The sequence below is a fragment of the Xanthobacter pollutisoli genome (genome assembly GCF_040044995.1).
Taxonomy (GTDB): Bacteria; Pseudomonadota; Alphaproteobacteria; order Rhizobiales; family Xanthobacteraceae; genus Xanthobacter.
Map to the genome: position 1 here is coordinate 572049 of NZ_JBDZDP010000002.1, position 14031 is coordinate 586079.

Sequence of the window (14031 nt, forward strand, 5' to 3'; positions counted from 1 at the left end):
GAGCGGAAGGCTACCAGATTCGGCCGCGCCCGCGGGGTCGACCGCCGTTCGTCCCCGCTGTTCTCGGCCGGCCGGCTCGGCCATAGTCGCGGCGCCTTTCGGGAAGCTGCGCCATGTCCCCCTCCTCCGTCGCCCAATCCTGGCTGTTCTGGGCGGTGCTCTCCGCCGCCTTTGCCGCCCTCACCGCCATCTTCGCCAAGATCGGCGTCGCCCAGATCAATGCCGACCTCGCGACGCTGCTGCGCACAATGGTGATCCTCGCATTGGTCGCCGCCATCGCCGTCGGAGGCGGAAGCTGGCAGCCGCTCTCCAGCGTGCCCGGGCGCTCGTGGCTGTTCATCGTCCTGTCGGGGCTGGCCACCGGCGCCTCCTGGCTGTGCTACTTCCGCGCCTTGAAGATCGGCGACGCCGCGCGCGTCGCTCCCGTGGACAAACTGAGTGTGGTGCTGGTGGCGGTGTTCGGCGTGGTCTTCCTCGGCGAGAGGCTGAGCACCACCGCCGGCCTCGGCGTCGGCCTCATCGCGGCGGGCGCGGTGCTGGTGGCTCTGGGCTGAGGCAACCGACGCTTCGGCCGCAGCGGCGCCTGATCGTCATCCCGCGGCTTGGACCGAAAAGTGACACCCGGCCCGCCCCTCAGAAGTGGCTGAAGCTGCCGCTGCCGAGGTCAAGCGGATGCCCGCCCGCGTCGGTCACGTCCAGGCCGTGCGCCTCCCGCGTCTCGCCGATCAGGGCCACGGGGACGCCCGCCTCGGCGGCTGCCACGGTGAAGGCCGAAACGGCGTCGTGGGGGACGCAGGCGAGGATCTCGTAATCGTCGCCGCCGGTGAGCGCGGTCTTCAGCAGGCCGCCATCCGCCTCCACCGCCGCAGCAGCGGCGCCCGAGAGCGGCACCCGCCGCGCCTCCATCCGCCCGCCGCAGCCGGACGCCGCGAGCATCTTGGCGAGGTCTCCGGCGAGGCCGTCCGACACATCCATGGCGGCGGCGGCGAAGCGGCGCAGCACGGGCGCGAGGGCGAGCCGAGGCTGCGGATGGAGGTAGCGATCGAGGAGATGGGCGCGCCGCTCTTCGCTTAGCCCGGCGAAGGCGGGCAGATCGCCGTTCTGGCGCAGCCTGAGACCGAGCGCGGCATCGCCGATGGTACCGGTCACGAAGATCGCTTGGCCCGGCCGCGCGCCGGTGCGCGGCACGAAGCCGCCCTTGGGCACCGCGCCGAGCGCCGTGAGGGTGATGGTGACCGGTCCCGGCGTCGAAACCGTGTCGCCGCCGAGGATGGGGCAGCCGTAGAGCATGGTATCGGCGCCGAGGCCGGTGGCGAAGCCTTCCATCCAGGCGTCGGGTGTGCCCTTGGGCAACGCCAGCGCCAGCAGCGCGCCCAGCGGGGCAGCGCCCTTGGCGGCGAGGTCGGAGAGATTCACGCGCAGCGCCTTGCGGGCCACGGCAGCAGGCGGATCGTCCGGGAAGAAATGCACCCCGGCCACCACCGCATCCTTGGTCAGCACAAGGTCGCAGCCGTCAGGCGGAGTGAGAAGTGCGGCGTCGTCCATCAGGCCGAGCGCCGCGGGCGAGCCCGCGATGGGACGGAAGAAGCGGGCGATGAAGCGATCCTCGCCGGACCCGCCGCCGTCCATCTCAGTCCCCGGCGAATTCGGCGGCGCGCAGCTCGCGGGCGAGGGCATCGAGCACCGCATTCACCATGCCGGTCTCGTCCCGGTCGAGGAAGGCCGCGGCGACGTTCACATATTCGGCGATGACCACGCGCACGGGCACGTCGGGCTTCGCCATCAGCTCGAAGGCACCGGCCCGCAGCACGGCGCGCAGCACCGCCTCCACCCGCTTCAGCGGCCAGCCGTTGGACAGCGCATTGTCCAGCAGCGGGTCGATGCGCCGCTGCTCGGCCAGCACGCCCTCCACCACGCTGCGGAACAGCCGGCGGTCGGCGTCGGGCATCTCCACGCCTTCCACTTCCTGACCCAGCCAGTGGCTCTCGAACTCGGCGAGCACGTGGTTGAGCGGCGTGCCGGCGAGATCCATCTGGTAGAGCGCCTGCACCGCGCCGAGGCGGGCCGCGCTCTTCTTCATGGGCTTGGAGGGCGCAGGCGCCTTCTGGGTGTCCTGGTCCTTCATGCTTCCAGCCGCCGCTTGAGGCGCAGCAGGTTCAGCGCCGCCTCGGCCGCGCCGCCGCCCTTGTTGCCCTCGGAGACCCGGGCGCGCTCCCAGGCCTGCGCCTCGGTATCCACGGTGAGGATGCCGTTGCCCACCGGAAGCGCGTGGGCCATGCCCAGCTCCATGAGGCCGCGGGCGGATTCGCCGGCGACGATGTCGAAATGGAAGGTCTCCCCGCGGATCACCACGCCGAGCCCCACCACCGCGTCCACCGCCTCGCCGCTGACCTCGGAGGCCTCGATGGCGATCTCGGCGGCGATGGGGATCTCCAGCGCGCCGGGCACGGTGATGACCTCGGCTTCCACGCCCGCCGCCTTGAGCGCGGCGCGGGCGCCGGCCAGAAGCTCGTCGGCGAGCGCGTCGTAATAGCGGCCTTCGATGATGAGGACGCGCGCGCCCTCCAGCGACGTGTCGCCCTCGACGGCGGCTTGCCTGCGCGTCGTGACCATGGGTCTATCTCCAGAAACCGTGAGGCGCGGCGCTGTCGCGCCTGCGCCGGAATTGCCCGCAGGCCTACCCGGCCCGGGGGAACTCCGCAAGCCGCGCCGCATAGCGCGCCATCAGGTCTACCTCGAAATTGACCGCGTCTCCGGCCTTCACGCCGCCCCAGGTGGTGACCGCCAGGGTGTGGGGAATAAGCAGGCAGGAGAAGGTGTTGCCCTCCACGCTGTTGACCGTGAGCGAGGTGCCGTCGAGCGCCACCGACCCCTTGGCCGCGACGAAGCGCGCCAGATGCTCCGGCACCTCGAAGACGAAACGGGTGGTGGTGCCGAGGTCTTCCCGCGACACCACTTTGGCGAGGCCGTCCACGTGACCGGACACCATGTGCCCGCCCAGTTCGTCGCCCATCTTGAGCGAACGCTCCAGATTGATGCGCGCGCCCTCGGCCCAGCGGCCCACCGTGGTGACCGCGAGGGTCTCCGGCGCCGCATCGACGGTGAAGAGGGTGCCGCGCGGCCCGCCCGGCGTCACCGACGTGACGGTCAGGCACACGCCCGCATGGGCGATAGAGGCGCCGATGTCGATGCCTGTCGCATCGAAGGCGGTGGCGATGGTGAGGGTCTTCACCTCGCCGCGCGGCTCCACCTTCACGAGGTCGCCCATGTCGGTGACGATGCCGGTGAACATTTCAGCGTCTCCACAAGCGCACGAGATGGTCGGCGCCCAGTTCGGCGCGCTCCACCTCGGCGAAGCCCACGGGGGCGGTCAGGCGGTCCAGCGGGCGGCCGGCGAGGGCGTCATAGGCGTCCGGGCCGAGGATGACGGGGCTGCGGAACACCGCCACCTCGTCCACCAGTCCGGCCTCAAGGAAGGCCGCAGCGGTATGGGGTCCGCCCTCCACCATCACCCGCGTGAGGCCCAGCAGGGCCAGCAGCTTCAGCACGGCAGCCAAGTTGGGGCGGCCGTCGACGGCGCGCGGGGCGCGCAGCACCTCCACGCCCTTCTCGTTGAGCAACGCGGCGCGGTCGGCCGGCGCGTCCTCGGCCGCGATGATCCACAGCGGCACGTCGCAGGCCGTGCGCACCAAAGCCGAGCTCAGCGGAATGTCCAGCTCGCTGTCGAGCACCAGGCGCACGGGCGAGCGGTCCTCATAGCCTTCCAGCCGACAGGTGAGCATGGGATCGTCGGCCAGCACCGTGCCGAGACCCACCAGGATGGCGTCCGCATGCGCGCGCATCAGATGCGCCCGCGCCCGCGCCTCGGAACCGGTCACCTCGGCGGGCTTCGGGCCGGGATGGGCGGCCTTGCCGTCGGCGGAGACCGCCATCTTCACCAGCACGTGGGGCCGCCCCTGCGTGACCCTGCGGATGTGCCCGGCGTGATCGAACAGCGCCGGCTCGGCACCGACCCCCACAGTCACCCAGATGCCAGCCGCCCGCAGGCGGGCGACGCCCCTGCCCTTCACCCGGTGGTCCGGGTCCTCGATGGCGGCGACGACCCGGCTGACGCCGGAGGCGATCACCGCATCCGCGCAGGGCGGCGTGCGGCCGTGGTGGGAGCAGGGCTCCAGCGTCACATAGAGGGTCGCGCCCTTCGCCAGAGCGCCGGCCTGGGCCAGCGCCAGCGGTTCGGCATGGGGCCGGCCGGTGGGTGCCGTGGCGGCGCTGCCGACGATGCGCGGCACGCCGTCCACATGCTGCACCACGACCGCTCCCACCGAGGGATTGGGCCAGGTGCGGCCGAGCCCGGTCTTGCCGACCCGGAGCGCCTCGGCCATGAACAGCTCGTCCTCTCGCGGGGAGACGACGCCCCGCAACGGCATGGGCCGCCCGCTCATTCCCCGCCTCGCGGCGGGCGGGGCCCCTTGGGCTTGTCCTTGGCGGCCTCGGACGCCGCGTCGGGCCGCGTCTCGCCGTCGTGGGACAGTTCGGCGAGGGCGTTCTCGAAGTCCTTGGCCTCGCGGAAATTGCGGTAGACCGAGGCGAACCGCACATAGGCCACGTCGTCGAGCTGCTTCAGCCCTTCCATCACCATCTCGCCGATGGTCTCGGAAGTGATGTCGCCGTCGCCCACGTTTTCCAGCTGGCGCACGATGCCGTTGATCATGCGCTCCACGCGCTCATGATCCACCGTGCGCTTGCGCAGGGCGACGGAGACCGATTTTTCCAGCTTCTCGCGCTCGAACGGCACGCGCCGTCCCGAGCGCTTCAGCACCATCAGCTCGCGCAATTGCACGCGCTCGAAGGTGGTGAAACGGCCGCCGCAATCGGGACAGATGCGGCGGCGACGGATGGCGGTGTTGTCCTCCGTCGGCCGGGAATCGCGCACCTGCGTGTCGAGGCCGCCGCAGTAGGGACACCGCATGCTTCACCCCTTCGCCAATTCCCCTCAGGGGTAGATGGGGAAGCGGGCGAGCAGCGCCGAGACCTTCTCGCGCACCGCGCCCTCCACCAGGCTGTCCTCATCCGTGCCCTTCTGGGAGAGCACGTCGAGCACCTCGGCGATCAGGTCGCCCACCTGCTGGAACTCGCCCACGCCGAAGCCGCGCGTGGTGCAGGCCGGCGTGCCGAGGCGGATGCCGGAGGTGACGAACGGCTTCTCGGGATCGAACGGGATGCCGTTCTTGTTGGTGGTGATGTGGGCGCGGCCGAGGGCGGCCTCGGAGGTCTTGCCGGTGAGCCGCTTGGGGCGCAGGTCCACCAGCATGAGGTGGGTGTCCGTGCCGCCGGAGACGATGGCGAAGCCGTGGCCCTTCAGGGTCTCGGCGAGCGCCTTGGCATTCTCCACCACGTTCGCCGCATAGGTCTTGAACTCGGGGCGCAGCGCCTCGCCGAAGGCCACCGCCTTGGCGGCGATGACGTGCATCAGCGGCCCGCCCTGGATCCCGGGGAAGATCGCCGAGTTGATCTTCTTGGCGAGGTCCTCGTCATTGGTGAGGATCATGCCGCCACGCGGCCCGCGCAGGGTCTTGTGGGTGGTGGTGGTGACCACATGGGCGTGCGGAAACGGGCTCGGATGGGCGCCGCCCGCGACGAGGCCGGCGAAATGCGCCATGTCCACCATCAGCAGCGCGCCCACGGAATCCGCGATGGCGCGCATCTTGGGGAAGTCGATGATGCGCGGATAGGCCGAGCCGCCGGCGACGATCAGCTTGGGCTTGTGCTGGTCGGCGAGCTGCGCCACCGCCTCGTAGTCGATGCGCTGGTCGTCCTCGCGCACGGTGTAGGGCACCGGCTTGAACCACTTGCCGGACATGTTCACCGGCGAGCCGTGGGTCAGGTGGCCGCCCGCAGCCAGATTGAGGCCGAGGAAGGTGTCGCCCGGCTGAAGGGTGGCGAAGAACACGCCCTGGTTGGCCTGGCTGCCGGAATTGGGCTGCACGTTGGCGAAGGCGCAGCCGAACAGCTTCTTGGCGCGCTCGATGGCGAGAGTCTCGGCCACGTCCACGAACTGGCAGCCGCCGTAGTAGCGCTTGCCCGGATAGCCTTCGGCATATTTGTTGGTGAGGACGGTGCCCTGGGCCTCGAGCACGGCGCGCGAGACGATGTTCTCGGAGGCGATCAGCTCGATCTCGTCCCGCTGGCGACCGAGTTCCGCTTTCACCGCACCGGCGATCTCGGGATCGGTCTCGGCGAGAGGGGCGGTGAAGAAGCGGTTGATCTCCTCCACGATGGAGGATCGGTTCGCGTCCTGCGAGGCCATGAGCGGTCTCCGGTGATGTCGGGGCACTGCGACCGCAGGCGTCGGCCTGCCTGTCGCAGCGAGCCCTGCGCTTATCACAGCGTGGCGGTGAAGTCCAAAAGGCGGGCCTGCGACACGGACGGCGCTGCCCTGCACCGTCCGCAACGCTGAGGCCAGCGGTTCGTCCCGCCCTGCGGCCGCGCTTGTCGGGGCGCGGGCCGGGAAGATGCCTATCGCGTGAAGTCCACCGACACGCCGAAGGTGAAGGGCCGACCGTCCGGGTGGGGCGGGAAGGGCGAGGCGCGCCGCGCCATGGCCACGGCCTCCTCGTCCAGCACCGGGTTACCCGACGAGCGCGCGAGCGACACCGACGTGACGCTGCCCGCCGCGGTGATGGAGATGGTGATGCCGGGCCGGCCGATGATGCCGCGCTGGGACCGCTTGAAGCGGCTGAGGTGGGCGAACGCCCGTGAGCGCCAGTCAGCGATCGAGGCCGAGCGGGCCGCCGCCGCGCCCGGCGAAGGGGCGGCGGTGGTGTTGGCCTCCGGCGCGTCGGATCGCGGTGCGGCGGCATTCACCGGCGCGGCCTGGCGCCGGGTGGGCTTGGCGTCCTTCTTCGGCCGCTCGACCACCTTGGGCCGCGGCTTGGGCTCCGGCTTGGTCTCCGGCTGCGGCTTGGGCAGCACCACCTCGGCCTGGACCGGGGCGGGCTCCAGCTCCGGCATCTTCTCGACCACCTGCTCAACCACCTCGGGCTCGGGCGGCGGGGCGGCCTCTTCCGGGATATCGGGCGCGTCCGGCACGGATTCGGGGCTCTGCACCATCGGCGGCGCGGGGGTGAGGTCCTCCTGCGAGGCCTCGCTCACCGCCATGGGGGCGAGCTCGATCATCACGGCTGCGGGCGGCGACTGGTCGCCGGCCTCGACCTTGCGCCAGAACAGCGCCGCGTAGACCGCCACCGCATGAACAAGGACGATGAACAGCACCCCCGCCGCGAGGCGCAGCACCGTGTCGCGCCAATGGTAGCGGTCGAAGTCGTGCCAGTGATGAACCGCGCTCACCGACCGGCCCCCGGGGCGGGCGCAGCGGGCGGCGCAGCCGGGGCTGCAGCGGCGGAGCCGATGAGGGAGGGATCGGGCGGCGGTGCGACGCCTTCCGACTCCAGACCGACGAGCGCGATCTTCAGATAGCCTGCCACGCGCAGAAGGTTCATCACCTCCATCACGTCACCATAGGGCACGGACTTGTCGGCGCGCACGAAGACCCGCTGCTGCCGGTCGGCGCCGGTCTTCCCGTCGAGCATGGAGCCGAGCGCCGTGCGCCCGACCGGGTCGTCGCCCAGCGCGAGGGTGAGGTCCTTCTTCACCGACAGGAACAGCGGCTTGTCGGGCCGCGGCTGGGGCTGGGCGTTGGAGGCGGGCAGGTCCACCTTCACATCCACGGTCGCGAGCGGCGCCGCCACCATGAAGATGATGAGCAGGACGAGGATCACGTCGATGAAGGGCGTAACGTTGATCTCGTGATTCTCGGCGAGTTCGTCCCCGCCCTGATCGAGCTTGGCGGCCATCGCCCTACTCCGCGGCTGCGCGCAGGCGCGGGGCCTCCGCTTCGACCGCTGCGCGGTCGAGATCGCGGGACAGATGGCGCATCACCTCGGCCGAAACGTCGGAGAGCTGCGCCCTGTAGGCCGTGATGGCGCGAGCGAACACGTTGTAGATCACCACCGCCGGAATCGCCGCGACGAGGCCAATGGCGGTGGCGAGCAGCGCCTCGGCAATGCCGGGCGCCACCACCGCGAGATTGGTGGTCTGCGCCTTCGAGATGCCGATGAACGAGTTCATGATGCCCCAGACCGTGCCGAACAGGCCGACGAAGGGGGCAGTGGCGCCGATGGTGGCGAGCACGCCGGTCCCGCTCGTCATGCGGCGGCCGGCCTTGGCCTCGATGCGCGAGAGCGCGACGGCGACGCGCTCCTTGATGCCTTCCACCGGCAGACCTTCGGAGGCGCGCCATTCGGCCAGTGCCGCCCGAAGCGTGGACTGCGCCGGCCCGCGCCCCTGGGGAATGCCCTCGGCGGCGTTGGCGAGCGTCGCCGACTCCCGCAGGACGCGCAGCGTGCGCGACACCTTGCGACGCGCCAGCAGCAGTTCGAATGTCTTGGCGAACCAGACGGTCCAGGTGACGACGGAGGCGAAGGCGAGGCCCACCATGACCGCTTTGACCACAAGGTCCGCGGCCATGAACATGCCCCACGGGGAGAGATCATGCGGCAGCCGTCCGTCGGCGCCCACCTCGGGCACCGCCACCGGGTGGGGCTCGGCGACATGGACAGCGTCGGCCGGCGTTACCGTGGATGCGGGCGCGCCCTGGGCCGCAGCGGCGGCGGGGGCAGGCGCAGCGGCGGGGGCGGGTGAAGCCACTGGCGCTCCAGGCGCCGGAGAGGCGGCGAGCGGGGCCTCCGCAGGAGGCTGAGCCGGTGCGGCGCGGGGGGCTTCGGCCGGGGCGGTCTGCTGCGCGGCGACGATGTCCGACAAAAGAGTCGCGGTGAGGAAAACAGCGGCAGCGCCCGTGGGCACCAGCAAGAAAGCACGCCGAAAAGGCATGCGCGAAAACATGCGAACGGGCATCGCGCGTCACCAATCATCGAATCTGGAAAGGCTGGCGATCCCGAATGCGGGATTGGCTGGCGCCCCTTCTTATACCCCCAAACGGCCCTGACGCTAACCCCGGGCCGGCGCTTTCGGGAAGCGGCGGCATGCCGCAGGAGTGTGTCCTTCTCAATGCTGGAGGGACGTGCCTACCTTCCCGCAGGGGAAATCCGGGGCTTATCGGCGGCCTGCGCGACGGCGCTGAGCCAGGCGCGGTGTCGCGCATTTGGCATCGCTCAGGCGGCGGGCAATCAGGGACAAACGGGCGAACAAGGGCTGGCAGTGGCGACTTCGGGCGGATCAGCGCGGGCGTTGCGGCGGCGGCATGCGGCCGGCGGCGGACTGCGCCTGCTGTTCGCCTTTGCGCTCAGCTACGTCGTCCTGCTCCAGTCCGTCGCGGGTGCGCTCGCGGCCGGTGCCATGGCGGGCGCCGCGGCATCCGGCGATGCCGGCGTCTTCCTCTGCCTGCCCTCGACCCACGGCACCCAGACGGATGAAGGGACGTCCGGTCCTGACAAGGCGGGCGGCGTCCACTGCATCTTATGCCCCATCATGGGCGGCGTTCCGGTTCTCGCCGCTCCCCCTGCCCTGCCCCTGCCCGCCGCCTATGGGGCAAGCGCCGCCATCGCGCCCCGCGCCGCGCTGGTGGCTGTGGCACCGCCCGTTCGCGAGCACGCCCAGCCGCGCGCGCCCCCGGCCATCTGAGCCGGCTTTCCAGCCTCCTCGCCATCCCCGCCGGAGGGCCTGCCTGAGCGGGCCGAGCGCAGGCGCTTTCAGCGCCTGCCGCCGGATCGCCGTGCGCCAGTCGCGACGACCAGGGCAAACGGCGCTCGCCCTCCGACCCGTCCCCTCTTCCCTTCGCTGCGCGCGTGCGCCGGCGAAAAGGCCCAGCCATGCCCCATTCACGTCTTCCGACCCGCGCCGTTTCCGGCGCAGCAGGTCGCCGCCTTTGCGCGTCGGTATCTTTGTTCGCCCTCGTGTTCGCCGGCGCGGCCGCCGCGCAGGAGGCCACCCTGCCCGACGTGGTGGTCGACGGCGGCACCGCCGCTTCGCTCACCGTCCCCAGCATGGACGAGGCGCGCGCCGCCATCGCGCGCACACCCGGCGGCGCCGAGGTGGTGAGCGACGAGGCGTGGCAGGACACCCGCGCCGTCACCATCAAGGACATGCTGGATTTCGTCCCCGGCGTCTTCGCGCAGACCAAATGGGGCGAGGACACCCGTCTCTCCATCCGGGGCTCCGGCCTGTCGCGCAACGCGCATCTGCGCGGCGTCCAGCTGTTCCAGGACGGCGTCATCCCGCTCAACACGGCGGACGGCGGCGGCGACTTTCAGGAGATCGACCCCACCGCCTACCGATATGTCGAGGTGTTCAAGGGCGCGAACGGCTACCAGCTCGGCGCCAACGCCTTGGGCGGCGCCATCAATTTCGTAACCCCCACGGGCCGCGACGCGCCGAGCGTCACCGTTCGGCTCGATGCCGGCAGCTGGGATTTCTTCCGCCTCCAGAGCAGCGCCGGCGGGGCGCAGGGCGCCTTCGATGCCTTCGTCACGGCATCGGCACAGACGGCGCAGGGGTTCCGCGAGCATTCCGCCGGCCAGTCGCTGCGCGCCTCCGGCAATGCCGGCTGGCGGCCCACGGACGCCTTCGAGACCCGGTTCTTCTTCAACGCCAACGATATCGAGCAGCAGATCCCCGGCGCAGTGAGCAAGGCGGCGGCGCTCACCGATCCCGAGGCCGCCAACCCCACCAATCTCAAGCTCGACTACCAGCGCAACATCCAGTCGCTGCGCTTCGCCAACAAGACCACCTGGGTGATGAGCGAGAACAGCAAGCTCGAATTCGGCGGCTTCGTCTCCGACAAGGACCTGAACCACCCCATCTTCCAGGTGCTGGACTATGACTATTTCACTTGGGGCGGCTTTGCCCGCCTGGTGGACGAGCGAGAGATCGCCGGCTTCGCCAATCGTCTGACCGCCGGCATCACCACCTCCATCGGCTCAACCGACGCGAAGCGCTTCGCCAACATCCAAGGCCACGAGGGCGCCCTCACCTTCTTCGCCAACGAGGATGCGACCACCACAACCTATTACGCCGAGGACAATTTCTACCTCGCCAAGAGCTTTGCTTTGGTGGGCGCGTTCCAGTACCTGACCGCCACGCGCGACCGGGACGGCTTCTACAACGCGGCGACCGGATCGAAGGACTATGGCCTGTTCCTGCCGAAGGGCGGCATCGTCTGGGACATCGGGCCGGGGGCGCAGGTGTTCGCCAACGTCTCCAATTCCGCCGAGGTGCCGACCTTTTCCGAGCTCACCAATTTCGCCAGCCCCCTCCTCTCAAATCTGGAGGCGCAGACCGCCACCACCTACGAGATCGGCAGCCGCGGGCGCGGCGAGGATTTCACCTGGGACGTGTCGCTCTACCGATCCAGCGTGAAGAACGAGCTGCAATGCAACGCCACCACCGTCTCCGGTGTCTGCACCGTGGTGAATCTCGGCTACACGGTGCACCAGGGCGTGGAGGCCGGCTTCGGCGGCACGCTGCTCAAGGGCCTGTGGGAGAAGGGTGCGGCGGCGGACAAGCTGTGGTTCAACCTCGCCTACACCTATTCGGATTTCTTCTTCGACAATGACCCGGTGTGGGGCAACAACCAGCTGCCGGGCATTCCGCGCCACTACATCCGCGCCGAGCTCCTCTACAAGCATCCGAGCGGCTTTTATGCCGGTCCGAACGTGGAATGGGTGCCGACGCCCTATTATGTGGACGATGCCAACACCCTGAACACCGCGGCCTATGCCCTGTTGAACTTCCGCCTCGGCTACGACGATGGCGGCCCGTTCTCGGCCTATGTGGACGCGCGGAACCTGTTCGACACGGCCTATATCGCGACGGTCAGCGTCACCGCGCGGGCGGCACAGAACTCCGCCCTGTTCGAGCCGGGCTCCGGCCGGGCCGTCTATGCCGGCATCCGCTATACGTGGTGAGCCAAAAAGCAAACGGCCGGGCTTGAGGCCCGGCCGTTTTCACTTTGGTCCGCCACCCGGGCAAACCGCCTTCCGTCGGTTTGCGGTACGCGATACTCGCCGGGTGCGTCCGGGGCCTGTGAAACTCGAAGACTCTTCCTCAGAGGTGCGCCTACCTCAGAAGTCCATGCCGCAGCCCGAGCAAACCGGCTTGCCGGTTTGCTCCCTCGCGAAGACGCCGGGCGGCGTCAGAGGCTGCTTCTACCTCAGAAGTCCATGCCGCCGCCCGAGCAAACCGGCTTGCCGGTTTGCGTCCCTCGCGAAGACGCCGGGCGGCGTCAGAGGCTGCTTCTACCTCAGAAGTCCATGCCGCCGCCCGAGCAAACCGGCTTGCCGGTTTGCTCCCTCGCGAAGACGCCGGGCGGCGTCAGAGGCTGCTTCTACCTCAGAAGTCCATGCCGCCGCCCGGCATGGCCGGGGCCGCGGGGGCATTCTTCTTCGGCAGCTCGGCGATGAGCGCCTCGGTGGTGATGAGCAGGCCGGACACGGACGCCGCATCCTGGAGCGCGGTGCGCACCACCTTGGTGGGGTCGATGATGCCGTCCTTCACCATGTCCACATATGCGCCGGTCTGGGCGTTGTAGCCGAAGGTGTAGTCGGACGACTCGAGGATCTTGCCCACCACCACGGAGCCATCCTCGCCAGCGTTCTGCACGATCTGGCGGGCGGGCGCCTGGATGGCGCGGCGGACGATCTCGATGCCGGTCTTCTGGTCGGGGTTGTCGACCTTCAGGCCTTCCAGCGCCTTGATGGAGCGCAGCAGGGCCACGCCGCCGCCGGGCACGATGCCCTCTTCCACCGCAGCGCGGGTGGCGTGCAGGGCGTCGTCCACGCGATCCTTCTTCTCCTTCACCTCGACCTCGGTCGAGCCGCCCACGCGCACCACGGCGACGCCGCCGGCGAGCTTGGCGAGGCGCTCCTGCGCCTTCTCACGATCGTAGTCGGAGGTGGTGGTCTCGATCTGGGCGCGGATCTGGGCGATGCGGGCTTCGATCTCGGCCTTCTCACCGGCGCCGTCGACGATGGTGGTGTTCTCCTTCTCGATCACCACCTTCTTGGCGCGGCCGAGCATGGAGAGGTTGACGCTCTCGAGCTTGATGCCGAGGTCGTCGGAGATCACGGTGCCGCCGGTCAGGATCGCGATGTCCTGCAGCATGGCCTTGCGGCGATCGCCGAAGCCGGGGGCCTTCACTGCGGCAACCTTGAGGCCGCCGCGCAGCTTGTTCACCACGAGGGTGGCGAGCGCCTCGCCTTCCACGTCCTCGGCGATGATCAGCAGCGGACGGGCCGACTGCACCACCGCCTCGAGCACCGGCAGCAGCTCCTGCAGGTTGGCGAGCTTCTTCTCGTTGATGAGGATGTAGGGCTCCTCGAACTCAACGCGCATCTTCTCGGCATTGGTGATGAAGTAGGGCGAGAGGTAGCCGCGATCGAACTGCATGCCCTCGACCACGTCGAGCTCGGTCTCGAAGGACTTGGCTTCCTCGACGGTGATGACGCCCTCGTTGCCGACCTTCTTCATGGCCTCGGCGAGGAACTTGCCGACCTCGGCGTCGCCGTTGGCGGAGATGGTGCCAACCTGGGCGATCTCGTCGTTGGAGGTCACGCGCTTGGAGTTGGCGGCGAGATCCTTGACGATGGCGTCCACCGCGAGGTCGATGCCGCGCTTCAGGTCCATCGGGTTCATACCGGCGGCAACCGCCTTGGCGCCCTCGCGGACGATGGCCTGGGCGAGCACGGTGGCGGTGGTGGTGCCGTCGCCGGCGAGATCGTTGGTCTTGGAGGCCACCTCACGCACCAGCTGTGCGCCGAGGTTCTCGAACTTGTCCTCGAGCTCGATCTCCTTGGCCACCGACACACCGTCCTTGGTGATGCGGGGGGCGCCGAAGCTCTTCTCGATGACGACGTTGCGGCCCTTGGGGCCGAGCGTGACCTTCACCGCATTGGCGAGGATGTCGACGCCGCGCAGAACCTTGTCGCGCGCATCGATGGAGAATTTTACGTCCTTGGCAGCCATGGGGCCTGCTCCTTGAGATGAGAGGCGACGTCACCGGGACGACGCCATTGAATT

The 14031-nt window shown here is 69.7% G+C and carries 14 protein-coding genes; 3 read left to right on the forward strand and 11 right to left on the reverse strand.

Translation table 11 applies throughout. The features are described from left to right. Positions 1-113 precede the first annotated feature (113 nt). Entirely contained in the window at positions 114-554 is a 441-nt protein-coding gene (locus ABLE93_RS08090) for an EamA family transporter (RefSeq protein ID WP_348839152.1), read from the forward strand. A gap of 79 nt (positions 555-633) precedes the next feature. Here ABLE93_RS08090 and thiL read toward each other — a convergent pair whose 3' ends face one another. The 10 genes from thiL to exbB all read right to left on the reverse strand — a co-directional run bounded on the left by thiL (position 634) and on the right by exbB (position 8913). Beyond that, positions 634-1629, reverse strand: a complete 996-nt coding sequence (gene thiL, locus ABLE93_RS08095; protein ID WP_348839153.1) for a thiamine-phosphate kinase — start codon at positions 1627-1629, stop codon at positions 634-636. A gap of 1 nt (position 1630) precedes the next feature. Next, on the reverse strand, positions 1631-2125 hold the full coding sequence (gene nusB / locus ABLE93_RS08100; protein ID WP_348839154.1) for a transcription antitermination factor NusB: 495 nt from the start codon (positions 2123-2125) through the stop codon (positions 1631-1633). Further along, entirely contained in the window at positions 2122-2613 is a 492-nt protein-coding gene (gene ribH, locus ABLE93_RS08105) for a 6,7-dimethyl-8-ribityllumazine synthase (protein ID WP_348839155.1), read from the reverse strand. The genes nusB and ribH overlap by 4 nt, the downstream gene beginning before the upstream one ends. A gap of 64 nt (positions 2614-2677) precedes the next feature. Next, a complete protein-coding gene (locus ABLE93_RS08110; RefSeq protein ID WP_348839156.1) occupies positions 2678-3292 on the reverse strand; it encodes a riboflavin synthase in 615 nt (204 codons plus the stop codon). Between the two features lies 1 nt (position 3293). Next, entirely contained in the window at positions 3294-4442 is a 1149-nt protein-coding gene (gene ribD / locus ABLE93_RS08115; protein WP_348839157.1) for a bifunctional diaminohydroxyphosphoribosylaminopyrimidine deaminase/5-amino-6-(5-phosphoribosylamino)uracil reductase RibD, read from the reverse strand. Continuing rightward, entirely contained in the window at positions 4439-4969 is a 531-nt protein-coding gene (gene nrdR, locus ABLE93_RS08120) for a transcriptional regulator NrdR (protein ID WP_348839159.1), read from the reverse strand. The genes ribD and nrdR overlap by 4 nt, the downstream gene beginning before the upstream one ends. Positions 4970-4993: 24 nt before the next feature. Beyond that, positions 4994-6307, reverse strand: coding sequence for a serine hydroxymethyltransferase (gene glyA, locus ABLE93_RS08125; protein WP_348839160.1), 1314 nt, complete (start codon positions 6305-6307; stop codon positions 4994-4996). Between the two features lie 209 nt (positions 6308-6516). Continuing rightward, positions 6517-7347: a TonB family protein gene (locus ABLE93_RS08130; RefSeq protein ID WP_348839161.1), complete on the reverse strand. Its 831-nt coding sequence runs from the start codon at positions 7345-7347 to the stop codon at positions 6517-6519. Further along, positions 7344-7853: a TonB system transport protein ExbD gene (exbD, locus tag ABLE93_RS08135; RefSeq protein WP_348839163.1), complete on the reverse strand. Its 510-nt coding sequence runs from the start codon at positions 7851-7853 to the stop codon at positions 7344-7346. The genes ABLE93_RS08130 and exbD overlap by 4 nt, the downstream gene beginning before the upstream one ends. Before the next feature lie 4 nt (positions 7854-7857). Continuing rightward, entirely contained in the window at positions 7858-8913 is a 1056-nt protein-coding gene (gene exbB, locus ABLE93_RS08140) for a tonB-system energizer ExbB (RefSeq protein WP_348839164.1), read from the reverse strand. A 303-nt stretch (positions 8914-9216) separates the two neighbouring features. Here exbB and ABLE93_RS08145 point away from each other — a divergent pair, with 303 nt between their 5' ends. Further along, positions 9217-9639, forward strand: coding sequence for a DUF2946 family protein (locus ABLE93_RS08145; protein ID WP_348839166.1), 423 nt, complete (start codon positions 9217-9219; stop codon positions 9637-9639). 188 nt (positions 9640-9827) lie between these two features. Then, positions 9828-11921 carry a TonB-dependent receptor family protein gene (locus ABLE93_RS08150; protein WP_348839167.1) on the forward strand — a complete coding sequence of 698 codons (2094 nt, stop codon included), beginning with the start codon at positions 9828-9830 and terminating at the stop codon, positions 11919-11921. A 424-nt stretch (positions 11922-12345) separates the two neighbouring features. On the opposite strand, the gene groL is transcribed toward ABLE93_RS08150, so the two are convergent. Continuing rightward, positions 12346-13977 (reverse strand): chaperonin GroEL, encoded by a 1632-nt coding sequence (gene groL / locus ABLE93_RS08155; RefSeq protein ID WP_348839168.1) that lies wholly within the window; start codon positions 13975-13977, stop codon positions 12346-12348. Positions 13978-14031: the final 54 nt, after the last annotated feature.